Source organism: Paenibacillus eucommiae (assembly GCF_017874215.1).
GTDB lineage: Bacteria > Bacillota > Bacilli > Paenibacillales > NBRC-103111 > Paenibacillus_AI > Paenibacillus_AI eucommiae.
Window position 1 is genome coordinate 104,967 of sequence record NZ_JAGGLB010000004.1, and the last position, 15,195, is coordinate 120,161.

The 15,195-nt window shown below is 44.1% G+C and carries 7 protein-coding genes; all 7 read right to left on the reverse strand.

Annotated features, from left to right (window positions below; translation table 11 throughout):
• Positions 1 to 24 precede the first annotated feature (24 nt).
• Entirely contained in the window at positions 25 to 5,397 is a 5,373-nt protein-coding gene (locus J2Z66_RS08415; protein WP_209970947.1) for a DUF4838 domain-containing protein, read from the reverse strand.
• Positions 5,398 to 5,446: 49 nt separating this feature from the next.
• Positions 5,447 to 7,810: a DUF4838 domain-containing protein gene (locus J2Z66_RS08420; RefSeq protein ID WP_209970948.1), complete on the reverse strand. Its 2,364-nt coding sequence runs from the start codon at positions 7,808 to 7,810 to the stop codon at positions 5,447 to 5,449.
• 271 nt (positions 7,811 to 8,081) lie between these two features.
• Positions 8,082 to 8,849, reverse strand: coding sequence for an IclR family transcriptional regulator (locus tag J2Z66_RS08425; RefSeq protein ID WP_209970949.1), 768 nt, complete (start codon positions 8,847 to 8,849; stop codon positions 8,082 to 8,084).
• A 628-nt stretch (positions 8,850 to 9,477) separates the two neighbouring features.
• A complete protein-coding gene (locus J2Z66_RS08430) occupies positions 9,478 to 11,814 on the reverse strand; it encodes a glycoside hydrolase family 95 protein (RefSeq protein ID WP_209970950.1) in 2,337 nt (778 codons plus the stop codon).
• A 163-nt stretch (positions 11,815 to 11,977) separates the two neighbouring features.
• Entirely contained in the window at positions 11,978 to 12,799 is an 822-nt protein-coding gene (locus tag J2Z66_RS08435) for a carbohydrate ABC transporter permease (protein ID WP_209970951.1), read from the reverse strand.
• Complete coding sequence (locus J2Z66_RS08440; protein WP_209970952.1) at positions 12,796 to 13,674, reverse strand: carbohydrate ABC transporter permease; 879 nt, start codon at positions 13,672 to 13,674, stop codon at positions 12,796 to 12,798. The genes J2Z66_RS08435 and J2Z66_RS08440 overlap by 4 nt, the downstream gene beginning before the upstream one ends.
• 48 nt (positions 13,675 to 13,722) lie before the next feature.
• Positions 13,723 to 15,081 (reverse strand): ABC transporter substrate-binding protein, encoded by a 1,359-nt coding sequence (locus J2Z66_RS08445; protein ID WP_209970953.1) that lies wholly within the window; start codon positions 15,079 to 15,081, stop codon positions 13,723 to 13,725.
• Positions 15,082 to 15,195 lie beyond the last annotated feature (114 nt).

The window sequence follows — 15,195 nt, forward strand, 5'->3', positions numbered from 1 at the left end:
TCACCCGCTTGCACAACGTATGAGTTAGTTTACCTGTACTCCTGACAACTTATAAAGAGCTACATCGTCAATGTAAAGCTTCTCTCCAGCCTGTAAATCCCACGCCGGGAAAATAAGCTGAACCTGATTTACCGGCTCCTTCACTTCAAAAACAATCTCCATCATTTTCCAACTTCCATTGCTTGAATCTACCCGTTCCTTATCTGTAACTACACTGCTGACAATAACACCACCCTGATCTCTCAGGTTCATTCCCCACTGCATTGTCGCTCCTGATACTAACCCTGGAGGTGTATAGTAATAGACCACAGCTTCATAGAAGCCTGGATCGACAACCACTGTCTGAACGGGCCCGCCTACCGAGGAAACCCCATTAAGCTCAAGGCTGTAATCATCCGTTCTGGTAACAAGGTCGCTCCGGCTCATCGTACCGTTCGGGCCTTCCTTCCAGTACCACCAAGGAGCGTCTCCCGCCTCAAAGGAACCGTTCTGCAGCAAGTTTACTAAATTTTCAGCAGCAGCTACAAGGTAAGGACTCGACTCTATATAGGCCCCACTCTCATAGGAAACACTGTAAACTATATTTTGCTCCACATATGCAGCATAGTGCGAAGGAATCGTTAAGGTAGCTATGCGGGCGGCTTCATCCCACGACACTGCTGTCGGTGTCACCACTATCGCTGCACCATTGTTAATTCGCTGTTTAACCGCGAAACTGGACAATTCAGGTGCCTCAGCGGGTGCATGTTTAAAAACAACATCCACAGTGCCTTGCTGAGCCTCAACGGATTCTATTTCCACTTGTTCAACCACAGGTGCATCTAACCGGTACAAGGCCACATCGTCGAGATACACTTTCTCTCCAGGCTGCAAATCCCATACGGGGAAAATAAGCTGAACTTGGTTTGTTGGTGCTGTAACCTCAAACATCGTTTCAATCATCTTCCAGGTGCCATTGCTTGCAGCTACATTCTCTTTTTGTGTAATGACACTGCTGGTAATCACATTATTGGAATCCCTCAAGTTCATCCCCCACTGAATGGATGCACCTGTTGCTGAGCCTGGTGGCGTATAATAATAGACCACGGCTTCATATAAACCGGGCTCAACAGTCATCGTCTGGATCGGCCCGCCTACAAAGGAAACCCCGTCCAGCTCCAGACTGTGACTCCCTGTTTTAAATACACTGCTGCTTCTACTTAGCGTGCCTGCGCCCTCTTTCCAGTACCACCACGGGGCATCCCCATCCTCAAAGGAGGCATTCTGCACCAAATTCGTTAAATTCGCAGCACCTGCCAAGCTAAGCGGGTTGGAGGATACAGCCGTGCGATTTTGATAAGACACACTGTATATAATACTTTGCTCCAAAAAGGCCGCATACGGATCAGGGATCGTCAATACCGCAGTTCGAGTTGCTTCATCCCATGAAACGGCTGTTGGACTTATTTCTTTTACCGAAGATAGTGCAGTCTTCCCATCATTAATGGTTTGCTGCTGCTGAACAATGGAAAAGTCCGCTAACGCAGGCTCAGCATTAAGAGGCCTGTCAAATACAACTTCAATAGTACCTTGCTGCGCTGCTACAGAGGTCACTTGCACCGGCTCAACAGCGGAAGGATCCAACCAATATAGCGCCATATCATCCATGTATAGTTTATCACCAGGTCCATAGCTCCATATAGGCGCTCCATATTCTGCCGTAACTGCAGAAGCAGGAACATTAAATATCGCCTCCATGGTCACCCATTTCCCCTTATTCGCATTAGCCGGCATATACACCGTAATGACACTATCAACAATATTGTTATTGCTATCGCGTAAATTGATATACCACTGAACCGTTCCTTTGGTCTCAGAATCTTCCGGCACATAGAAACGAATAAGCGCTCCATACTTACCTGGATTAGTTAGAGGTACATTCTGAGCAAGTCCGCCTACAGGCGAGACGCCGCTTGCTTCAATACTATAGCCGCCTGAATAACTGACAGCTGAACTTCTTTTGAACGAGCCTGCTTCGTTCTGCCAATGAGACCACTTCCAGGCCTCTTCCGGATTGCCTGCTTCGCCCAGTTCAAATGAAGGATTCTTCACCAGATTCGGAGCGTCATTGATAATGGACAGCAGAAGCAGGGCATATGACTTCAGATAGGGATGTTCAGCAGGTTGTTCAGCCTCCTGTGCCATTGCCGCAAGCTGCGTTTTGAAGGACTCTGCTTCACCTGATGGTGCAGTCTTCAGCCATTGCAGCAAGGAGGATAACAGCCCAGGCTGGGTTCCGTTCCAGCCGAAAGTTCCCTTAATGGGATTGCTCGTCAGATAAAGAATCGGATCTGATTTCGATTCGAGATTCAGAGCGGTTTGCTTGTCTGCCATTTCCATGGCAATACTTAATTCAGTCACCATATCCAGCGCTTCTGCTAATGATGCCGGGGCATCTATCTTCGATTTACGCATGTAACCAAGCGAAGAAGCCTCGTAGTATTCGAATGCACGCAGCAGCAGCCCGGCACGTGTGACCTGTTCATCTGTTTGCGCATGCTGGACTACCTGCTCCATAAGTGATCGGCTCAGTGACAAGTCTTCGTCCGTAACCTCTGCTAAATAGCTGTAGTCATACAGATTCATAAAATTATTACGGTTCGGAGAATCCGCCCAGTTCAAATACCATTCCGAAGAAAAAATGCGATCTGTCCAAAATTGTTCCCAATGATCATAATAGCTCTTCAAGTAGGGAGCTGCTTCCTCGCCCACTGCCCGCACATACCATTCATTCAGCAGTGCATCCACATCCTGGTTTGGATCCCACTGCAGCTTTGCAGATAACCAGGGCTTGGGTCCTTCACCGAAATTCGGGAACAATTCAGCCACATGGGCAATAACTCCATTGGTTTCAGAATAAGCATAATTCTCCGCCATTCTGTGGAAATAGACACGGGGTACACTGTAGGGAAAGCCGTATAAATATTCATAGAAGGCCAGGTTAGTTGCTTTTTCCTGCCAAAGATCGGTCTGCTGATGTCCTGCTGCTCCCTTAACCGGATCGGTCCAGGACATACGGTCATCCGTAATATAGGGAATAACCCGGGAGTTCAATGTAACTGCCGTCGGTGGATCAAATACGTTCCAGTATGCCAAAAGTCCGAAATATTTATCGGGGTAATCCTCAAGAACACCTTCCACGATTGCATTCACCCAGGCGTAGTAAACGTTGGACATATCCAAATAACCAACCGAATTTAAAAGAGGCGGATTGGGATAACTGGCATTTGCCGGATTGGCTTCACAGAAATTGCTGTTATCATTAATGCCTAATGAATAAGAGATTTCATCGGGATGCTGGAGGAAGTACGCCTTAATCCTCTCAATTGCTGCCTCCGCAGTAACTTCATTCATGCAAGGCTGCCAGCCGTGAATGCTCGCCGGTACGACTCCACCCGGATAATATTCAGGATGATTAGCAAAAACTTGCGGATCAAATAAGGAAGACAGATTGTGATGGAAATGTATCTTATCGTTCATGCGATTACGTCTTGACCATTCCACATTCGTGGCCACAGTCTCAATCCCGAAAAATTTGCGCGAAATAAACGCCGGTTCCTCCCGGACACTTCCTGGAGCTACTACAAGCGTTGAGACCTGAGGTACATCTTCCCCGTCCGGTCCAGGAAGCAGCCAACGTACGCCTACATACCGTTCCAGAAATTCATCAACACCGTATTCCGTGCCCCAAGAGGTTGGGCCAATAATGCTAATGCTGTTGCTCGCCAGCTTTGGAAAGATTACAAACCCGTCCTCATCCAGATTTTGCAGCAGTCCGTTCACGTCAGCTTCACTGCCTGGAGCTATGCTGTCGATATAAACGCGTGTGCCACCACTTGGTATATTTGTATCGCCAACCGTATAAACCGCAAGCTGTACGCCTGTTGATTTTTCGATATAACTCACTAATAATTGTGCAGCGTCCTGGATTTGCGTACTAGCTCCAGGGCTGACGAGTACAACAGCATTAGGTTGGTTGCTGCCCACAATCGTTAAAGAATCAGGATCTGGCGGGTTGCTGCCAGGATTATTGGTTAGAGTCCCGACAGCGGTTCCACTGCTTTTGTGATTTTCAGGCTGGCGCTCAAAAGTTGAACCCTTTGCCGCTTCTCTGATTTCTGCTGTTTGAATCGTACCTTGACCCAGAAATTTAGCCACAGCGTTTAAGATGAGCTTGTGGATCAAAGATCCTTTCTGCAGGTGAACCTCACTATTCCTGGAATCGATCTGAACGTCATTAAATTCTCCAATGAGAGTGATTAAGGAATTAACAGCGAGCTTATCGCTGAACAATACCTTTATGAAGCCCTGACCTGTAAGGTCTGTCTCTTCCAGGATAGCAGCAGATAGCAGAGTTACTCGTTCAACACTTGTAGTGCCTTCTGCTACCACACGTACAGAGCCTGCTTTTTTATCAATGATGACATGGAGGAGTGTGCTATCCACTAGATGAATACTATTCACTCCGCCCCCTTGAACATTCGTATTCCCTTTGACTGAAACACGGCGCAGCGAAACTTCCCCTTCACCGATGCCAGCAGCCAATGTTAGATCGCCTAGAATTACATAATTGTCTAAAACAACTCCCGGTTTGCTAATGACCACATCGCCATTAATTGTCGTTACCTTATCGGCAGTTCCATAAACACCAGGCTCATCATACTTCGTTGCTTGTGTAAGCTTCGCAGCCGTTAGGGCACGCTCAAGCATGGCAACGGTTTCAGCTCGGGTCAATGCAGCCGCTGGCCTGAAGCTTCCGTCCGGATATCCATTGATTACACTCTGGCTCACCAGTGCATGAATGGAAGCTTTACTCCAGACGGAAAGCTTGCTTTCATCCGTGAATGCGCTTGCGTTAACCTCAGCTGTCTGATCCCCGATATGCAGCACTCTGGCAATCATCACAGCCGCTTCTTCTCTGTTCACAATGCTTTTGCTGCGGATCGTATTGTTTTCATAGCCTTCTACATAGCCGGCTTGTATCGCCTTAGCTACGTCATCATGCTCCCAATCCTTGATGGAGAGATCCTCAAAGTGAACTTCCGCCTTCTCCTCAAATCCGAAGGAACGGTTGATAAGAGCAAGCATCTCGCCCCTTGTCACATTGCGGTTCGGCTCGAATTTCCCATTCGCATAGCCGGAAACCCATCCGCTATCCAGCCATTTCTGGATAGAAGCTTCTGCCCAGTGCCCTTTAATATCCGATACGGATTTGGAGGCGGAAGAAACGGTAGATGAATCAGCGTCAACATTCGCAGCCGACGCTGTACTTACTGGACTCACGAAGGAATTAAAACTGAGACCAAGCAAGCAAATAATAAGTAAAATAGATAGCTGCGCCCTCTTTTTGAGCCTCATTGGATCATCTCCTCTATAAATTTAACATCATTAACTTCATAAACTTCATTCAAGCTAATTTAAGATTTAAGCTGTAAAGCGCCACATCTTGTATAGCCAAATCCAGCTGCTCTCCGGGTTTAATCTCGTATACACGAAAAGCTAACGAAGCCTTACAGTTCTCCACCCCAACCTCAAAAATAGTTTCCAAAGTTATTAGATCTCCTTTTGTTGTTGCCAGTGGTATTCTGCCGGTTATCACGCTATCGACTATTTCTCCAGCCTCATTCGTGAGATGAAAATACCAGTTTACCGTAGCGTTTACGTCCATCTCTTCCGTTACGTTCAATCTGATTATCGCCCCATACCATCCAGGCTCAAGATGAGCTTCTTCAATCAGGCAGGCCCCGGTGCGAATTTGGGTTAGCGGGTTTTCTGTCCAGTGCCACGTTATATTTTCGGTATAATTGGATCCCTCCTTGATTAGATTCAACCCGCCATTACATTGGGCAGCAATAAGCCGAGCATAATTCCGTACAGCTATGGGCTCTTCATCCCCTCCATACATGTTCAACTGGCTAAGAAAAGAACCAGGATCGGGTGAATGATCAAGCCATTCTGCCATTGAGGAAGCTATCGCCCTCTCCGTACCTCTCCATATCCAGACACCTTCAAAGGAAAAAAGATCATTTGGTGACATAAGCTGCATAGCTTCTGGCGGATTCTTCAACCATTGCAAGCGCTTCTCGGCTATTTCCGCTGTACGGCTGTTTTCTAACAAAATCGCCAACGCTTCTTCATTGCTTGCCGGGCGAGGCGTCTGTGTATCGCGCATATAGCTAAGCGTGGACGCTTCATAGTATTCGAAAGTGCTCATAAGCAGAAGAGCCCGCTTCTTCTGACCTTCTGTCTCTGCATGAAAGACCACTTGCTCCATGAAAAGACGACATGCTGCCAAATCTTCATCACTAACAGCTTGCAAATAACTGGAGTCAAATAAATCAAGAAAATTGAACCTTACAGCAGAATCTGCCCATTTCCGGTACCACTCTGTCACAAAAACACGTGTATTCCAAAAATATTCCCAGAAATTATAATATTCAAGCAAGTAGGGAGCTGCCTTCCACCCAACCGCCCGCACAACCCATTCATTCAGTAAATCCTCGACCCGCTGCTCTGGATTCCATTGCAATTTGGCTGATATCCAGGGCTTCGGCCCCTCACCAAAGTTAGGAAACAACTCGGCAACATGCGCGATTACGTTAGCATCCTTGGCGTATTTGTAATTCTCAGCCATCCTATAGTTGTATATTCGGGGAACACAATAAGGAGAGCCATACAAATATTCATAAAAAGCCAGATGCTCTGCTGCTTGTTTCCATCGTTCTGTGTGCTTGTGCCCTTCCAATCTTTTGACTGGATCTATCCAGGACATTCTATCATCCGTAATATAGGGTATTATTCGTGGATGCAGCTTGACTTTCGTCGGTGGATCATAGACATTCCAGTAGGCTAGAAGGCCAAAGTACTTGTCAGGATAAATTTCGGAAACGCTCTCAACAATTTTATTAATCCAGGGATAATATACATCTGACAAATCCAAATAACCAATTGAATTTATTTTTCCTGTGTACAAAGGATGATCAGGATTGGCTTCACAATAAATCTGGCTATCATTAATTCCAAGAGAGTAAGAAATAGCGTCTGGATTCTGCTCGAAAAAGGTAATGATGCGCTGGGCCGCCACACGGGCCGTTATGTCATTCATACAAGGCTGCCAATTATCAGGATGACTTGGAAGAACTCCATCCGGGTAATATTCTGGATGCTCCTGAAACACTTGCGGATTAAAAAGCTCCGACATATTATGATGAAAATGAATCGTATCCTGCATCCGGTTATGCCTTGCCCATTCGATGCTCGTATCCGCGCTCTCTGTACCAAAGAAGTGTCTTGAAAGAGAGGCCGGTTCGTCGCATATGGGGACCAGCGGGATCGTAATATCGGTATGATAGGGCACATCCGCTCCATCAGGTCCAGGCATTAGCCAGCGCACACCCACATAGCGTTCCAGAAATTCAAGCACTCCGAATTCTGTTCCCCCTGAAGTGTTACCGACAATTGCTATACTATTTTCATATGGAAAAATAATAAAGCCGTCACTACCCAATCCATCCAGCCTGCTCCTTATTTCCGTTTGTATGGCCGGGTCATAAGTTCCGATGTAAATACGATGAATATCAGATGGGATATCCGGGTCCGATGTGGATAGACAAAACAGCTGTCCTCCTGTAGATTTATTTATATAGGTAACCAGTAATGCTGCTGCATAGCGGATTTGATCATTTGCATCAGGGGCGGTCAACGCCACCGCAGTGATTTGTGCTCCTTCGCAAATTTTGATCCCGTCAGCTTGCATGTTAGTGAGCTTCAATATTCATCCTCCTTTGTCGCTATTCGACATCCAATTTGCCCTATATTCATCTGTATTCTAAGTGACTAAGACAGCACTGTCAATCATTTTTTCTCAAATATAAATGGTTTTCACATATGAGAATTTATAGAGTGGATTTTTTATAAAAATTAGGTGTTTCATCTATATAACATCCAGCTGGAGTAAGAAAATAGACTTAAAGCGTATACACATTTGTATACGCCTCAATGTTTGTTCAGATCACCCTCTAATGGGTTATATTGGAACTTATTTATATACTAATAAACTTTTTGCTCAGTGCAGTAGTGGCCAGATTAATCCAGTAATGGATCCTTTCCCACACTTCATCCGTAATGCGCACAGTTGGTATGGACATGCTAATCGCTGCAATAATCTTATTATTCTGATCCAATATTCCGCCTGCCACACAATGAACGCCGCTTACCGTCTCGCCTAAATTGTATCCAATTCCTGTACTTCTAACTTTATCCAAAACGATTACTAACTCGTCAAAATGGTTGATCGTCTTATCCGTAATTTGTTCCAGCTCATTCGTTGGATAAAGGGCCCGCAGCTCCTCCATCGTAAATTGGGTAAGCAGAATTTTACCAGCAGCTGTTGCATGCAGTGAAATCGGATCACCCTGATTAGGTGTATAACGCAATCCGTGCGTGCTTACCTTATCCCGGATGTAATACAGCTTGTTTTCCCTCAAAATGGATAAGCTCACACTTTCATTAAGGTCATTAACTATTTTCTCGGCAAATTGATTAAACTCTTCGCTTAGGCTGGTACCTTGAATGTACCTGTTCCTGATAGCAAACAGCTTATATCCAATTCTGAACTGCTTCCCCGATTTGTCAGCCTCTAAATAACCACGACTCAGCATATTCTGCAATATATTATAGGTGCTGCTGGGAGGCATGTTCAGCTTTTTGGATATTTCCGTTAAATTGTAAGAATCTGCTCCATTTGCGAAGAGCTCAAAAATATCTAGAACACGATCAGCAGACTTCACTTTTTTTATTTGCTTTTCCATCCCGATTAACCCCCATTTTCTCCATACTAGAATTCGTTTCACTATTGTGAATTTACATTGTACCTATTTTCAGCATAAAAGTCTATAAGGCAATCAGACTAATTAAAGAAAAGACGCCTTGCCGCGTCCTTTGATGGGCATGTTCATGACTTGGATGCGTTGCGGAGGGAATGGCTGTGGGCTCCAGCCGCTGTTAAAGATTTGTTCCTTTGAGTGGAATGGTTGAGGAGGTAGGAACAAATCTTTAAAGGCGGATGCTACCGCTCTTCCTCCCACAGCCATTCCCTCTCTTTAGCTACAATCGCACGAATCGCATGAACACCAAGCTCAAACGAACAGCCAGCAAGGGTTTTTCTCTTGGCTGGAGGGGGGTTTCTATCGGGCGAAGCGCTAGGGGGTGAAGATTGTGCGCAGCCGAGAAGGATCTTCTACTTTAACGATGTTTTTCATCGTTAAAGCATCAGGTCTGTATAACATTAATAAGCCCTCCAGATTAATTTCTCTGAAGAGCTTAAAAAATGATATGGACCTTTTATTTACACAGGACCCATAAGGATTTACACTTGCAGATTATTTTGGGCTGTGCATCTCGGATTGGATTTCGAATCTCCATTTTCCGATTTATTACTTACCAAATAACCAACTCATCGTTAATCTGATATGTCACACCTGATTTAAGAACCAACGTCCGCTGCACTGCTTGATAACACAAGGTGATTGCACCATCGGAAAAAGCCCGAATACAAGCTTCTTTCAATCGCCCTTGTTTCCAATATATATCCACTTCCATATTTCCTTTGGCACGCAGACCTTTCACATATCCCTGTGACCAAGCCTGTGGCAGAGCGGGAAGCAGACGAATTTCCCCGGCATGGCTCTGAAGAAGCATCTCGGCCACTGCCGCCACTCCGCCAAAATTACCATCCACTACAAAAATATTCGTTTCCGCCCCAGCAACTCCAGGCTTGGAATAAGTAAACAGATTATCAAAGCACAATTGACTAATAAGATGCGATAGCTGCTCAAGAGCACTTTCTCCATCCTCCAGCCTGGCATAGAAGGCAGCCATACCTGCTCTGGTAAATTCAATATCTTCCAAATCATCCCCAAGCTTTCGGGATTCAAGCGTTTTCCTTGCGGCAGCCGATAGCTCCGGCGTTGTCCTTGGACTGACCTGATGACTTGGATGGACACTGACCAAATGTGACAGATGCCTGTGATAAGGCATCGCCTCCTCATAATCCTCCAGCCACTCCTGCAGCTGCCCCCATTCCCCCACCTTTAATGGCGGCAGCAGAGAAATCGCTTCACTTAAAGCAGCCTGCAGCTCACTATCTACCTTCAGCCCTTCAGCCGCTTCCAGACAAAATACAAATAAGTCGCGAACCAAAATTTGATCCAGCGTTGATCCCATCGATAAGTGATAGGGATGGTCCTTATCAGCTCCAACATAAAAGCTGTTTTCCGGAGAGTTCGATGGCCCTGTAACTAACCAACCATTGTCCGGATGTATGACCATATAGTCAAGGAAGAAGACAGCGGCCTCTCTAAGAATCGGATAAGCATGCTGAGTTAAAAATCCTTGATCCAACGAAAATTCATAGTGTTCACGTAAATGGCTTGCGATCCACAGTCCTCCAGTTACGTGAAGCCCCCAGAACGTATTCCAACCCGGTGCTGTGAAGCCCCACGCATTCGTAAATACATGAGCGACCCAACCTTTACATCCATAAAAATTCTCTGCAGTTACTTTACCTGCAATAGATAAGCTTTCAATCAGGCGCATCAAGGGCAGGTGACATTCGGCCAGGTTGCAAACCTCAGTCGGATAATAATTCATCTGTGTATTAATATCCAGATGATAGTCGCAGCTCCATTCCATTCGACTTGCTTCATTATCATTCCAAATCCCTTGGAGATGAATGGGCAGTGGAGAATTGGCACGCGATCCAGCGATCATTAAATATCGGCCATATTGGAAAAACAGAGCAAATAATTGCGGATCATCCATACCATTCCTTAAACTGCGAATACGTTCATCCGTACTTTGTTCACCCGTGCTGCACTCGTCCTCCATCCCGCTCCCCAACTTAATATCCGTTCGATTAAACAACCCCTGGTAGTCTGTGATGTGGTTTTTCTTGAGCTGCTCATACCCGAGGTCAACTGCATGATCCAGTCGCTTATGGCATTCATGGATCCAAGATTGAACAGCTCCTACGGCTTCAGCTTCATAGTCAGTCGAAGCTGCAAAATAAACACACACATCATCTGCTTCCTCGACTACAATCTCTGAGCCTGCGCTATATATCCTGCCTCCTTGGGCAACAATGGTAGTCAAGCCATAAAAGAATACACCGCACCTGCCATCACTATGATTACTCTCAAGTGCTTGGCCTTTAAAACCAAGCGTGTCCTCTCCCACTGGATATGAGACAAACTCGCTTGACATCCCCTTCATTTGCAAGCGAAATGAAACGGCTCCTCTAGTCTCACAAGAAAAACGTGCGGCAAGCACCCCATCCGAATTGGAGGCAAATGTCTCGCGCGTATATATGATGTCTTTGACTTGATAGGTCACTCGTGCAATAGCTTCATTTAAATTCAGTTCACGGCAATATGCACCTGCATCCTGCTGATGATTAAAGTGAAACAGCAAATCACACACAGGCAAATTAGTACCATAATTCCCTTTGGGAGGCTGCAGATGTTGCTTGGCAGCTTCCTCCCCTTCCGCATAATCCCCTGCGAAGAAATGTTTTCTTATTTCTTTTAAATTTTCTTTCCCTCTCCCATTACCTTCTAGAACTTCCTTTTTACCTGACCATGCCGTTAACTCTGTAATATTCCATGTTTCGCTTTCAACACCACCGTATAGCATTGCACCTAATCTACCGTTACCCAAGGGCAACGCTTCATTCCAGGCTGCAGCCGGCTGTAAGTATTTAAGCTTCCATACATTCATGCTGCTCATCTCACCTCTAAAATATAAATTAACATACAATGAATTTACTTGAACCCATCCATAAAGTAAATGCACACTTTCTCACTATGTTCGCAATAACTCACCTTTAATATTAAATCTACCGGACGTATTCCTTCAGAGATAGATCTGATCTATTCGCAACCTAACCTTTTATAGCGCCTGCGACCATGCCTGTAACAATATATTTTTGAGCTAACAAAAATATAATAATTACTGGCAATAGCAAAAAGATCATGTCCGCAAAAACAAGACTATAATCATTAGTGTGTAATCCTTGAAAATCATAAATAGTCATAGGCATCGTCCATTTCTTAGAGTCCGGTAGAAAGTACAATACATTCTGAAAATCATTCCAAATGGATGTAAAGAGTAAGATGAAATTTGTGGCAATTGCTGGTTTGAGAAGGGGGAATATAATTTGGAAAAAGAGCCTTATCGGTTTCGCACCGTCAATAATGCCAGCTTCATCTAAATCTTTGGGAATCCCTTTAATAAAACCTGCAAATAATAGGGTGTTGAATGGTAATGCACAGGCTACATCTATGAGGATGAGACCTGTATATGTCCCCATCAAATGCATAACTTGCAAAAGCTTGATAGCAGGTATGATAGAAAAAGGGGCAATTAGCCCCGCTAATAAGTATTTATACATAAAGGTGCTGAACCCAGACTTTCTCCTCTGGATAACGAACGCTGTCACTGAACTTAATAACATAGTAATCCCTACTACAGTCAAAGAAATAAACGCTCCGTTAGCCAAAGGTCTAAGCAGGTTGCCTTCGACAAATACCTTTCGATAATTATCGAAAATCCACTCTTTGGGCAGACTCAAGGATAGCACCGATGCTTCGCTTGTCGATTTAAGAGAGGTTATCACAATAAAATAAATAGGCAATAAATAGATAACCAACAATAGAGCAATTGCCACATAAATAAATATCTTCCCTATCGATTTTAAAGTCATAACTCTATCTCCTTTTTACTTGTAACCCAGTTAACCGAAAAAGCAATAATGCTGATCACAAAAAATTGAACGAGGCCAATTGCGGACGCATAACCTAGCGAGCTAGACGATAATGCTTTTAGGATAAGTGTGCTGATAACCTCTGTCGCGTGTCCCGGTCCTCCCCCTGTCATCGCAATGATCGTATCAAAAGCTTTGAGACCGCCAATCAAATTAATTAAAAATGCAATATTCAGAGCATGAAATATAAAAGGAAGCTTTATACTAATAAATCTCCTCCATTGATTCGCTCCATCTATTTCAGAGCATTCCAATATTTCCCTTGGTATGGATTGAAGCCCTGCCAATATGATAACAGCATTAAAACCGATCCACATCCAAGTCTCCACACCTGCTACACTAAATAAAGCAAGATTGAAATCACCCAACCAATCCTTAGCTAATACATCAAGATGGATACTCCTCAGAAATGTGTTTAACAGACCATCATAGCGTAATATATAATTGAAAATATATCCTACAATAAGAGCACTATACATGGATGACATATACACGATCGTTCTTAACGTATTTCTGCCTCTGAATGTCATATTTAGCAGTAAAGCAACTAGCAGACCCAAGAATGTCTTTGAGGACGAGGTAACAATGGCAAACACAAATTGGTTTTTTAAGCTGGTCAATAATGAAGCATCGTTAAGCAACCACCTAAAATTCTCTAACCCTACAAAATGAGCTTCCCCGGTTCGTGAACTCCAATCTGTAAAGGCCAATACGAAGCCCAGAACCGAGGCAAATACATAAAACAAAGTAAATATAAAAAAAGCTGGCAACATAAAGGATATGGGATAGTATTTATTATGCATTTTACTCTTCATTTCAGTAGCTCCTTTAAGGCAATTCAGCAAATTTCCGGCCTTCTAAGTTTAGAAGCCAGGAAGCTTGGCTTGCTTAGCGCTTTTCATATAAGCATTATCGACCTGCTTTATAAAATCCGCTGCCCCAACTCTTTTAAGCAGTAATTCTGAATATGCTGCTACCAAATCTGCAAAAGGTTCAGGAATGATAAGCCTAAGACCAGGTGATGTCTGGCCCGCCTCGTACAGGGCATTAGCTTCAGCCATCGCAGGTGGAAGTTGATCTTTAACAGAAACATCTTTGAAGGGACTAATGCCTGGTGATTTCGAAAGATAATACAAAGCTTGTTCGGGCTCATCAAGAAATTTCAAAAAATCCAGTGCTGCCTCAACATGCTTACTATTCTTAGAGATAAATATACCCTGCACATCGGAAACTGCTTGAAAGCTCTTTCCATCTTCTGTTGGAGGAAGAAAATATCCAATATTGGCGCTTGGCGATTGTTTCATAACTTCAGGTAGAAACCAGCTTCCTTGGAATACCATAGCAGCTTGCCCCTTAGCCAAAGCCTTCTGAGACATTTCATAGGTGGCAGATGCTAGATCTTTATTGACGTAACCTTTTTCAATCCATTGCTCCAGTTGAAGAACTTGCCCGGTGAATTCTGGTATATCCACCCATTTAAGTTGATTTTTGTTAATCTCATCGGCAACGCCCGTATCTACTCCAGCCATAACTCCAGCTATGGTGTTTAAGTGTTGAAGCATAGTCCAGGAGTCCTTGCCTGCAAAGTAAACAGGTGTAATGCCCTGCGCTTTAATGGCTGAAGCCACTTTATCAAATTCATCGAATGTTTTGGGAATTGTTAAATTTAAGTCTGCGAAAACCTGTTTGTTATACCAGATACCAAAAACGGATAACCCCTCGGGTGATGGATACGAATAATACTTGTCATCACCCTTTGCAAACTTTTTAGCCGCATATATCAGATTTCCATTGTACTTCGGATCAATTCGCGTAAAGTCAAAAGATTCAGCAGGGATTTCAAGCAAATATTTCTGAGGATCAATGCCCACATAAGTCCCCTTGAATATATCCATGTCTATTTTTCCGGCTAATCGGGTTTTGACAATGTTATCATACTGATCATCCTGTATGGCTTGGAGATCAATCTTATTGCCAGTTTTTAGTTCCCACTTCGCAATAATGTCTTTAATCCCACCATAATTCACCTGACTATTAGGCAATAAAAAGGACACAGTCACAGGACCAGTTTGCGACTGTGGATTTGCAGTTGCATCTGACTCCGTTGAACCGGGTGCAATCGTCGAACTTGATGTTGTGCTGTTTGTACCACAAGCAACTGTTGTAATAAGCAATGACGCAATGAACACAGCATATACAATTTTCATAAAAAGACTTTTCATTCTTTCCCCGCCCTTTTTTTTAGGATAATTTATAAATTACAAGCACTTCTATATCAGCGCTGTATGTTCATCATAAAGCATTGGGACTGGTAATCGAATATACAAATCTGACAA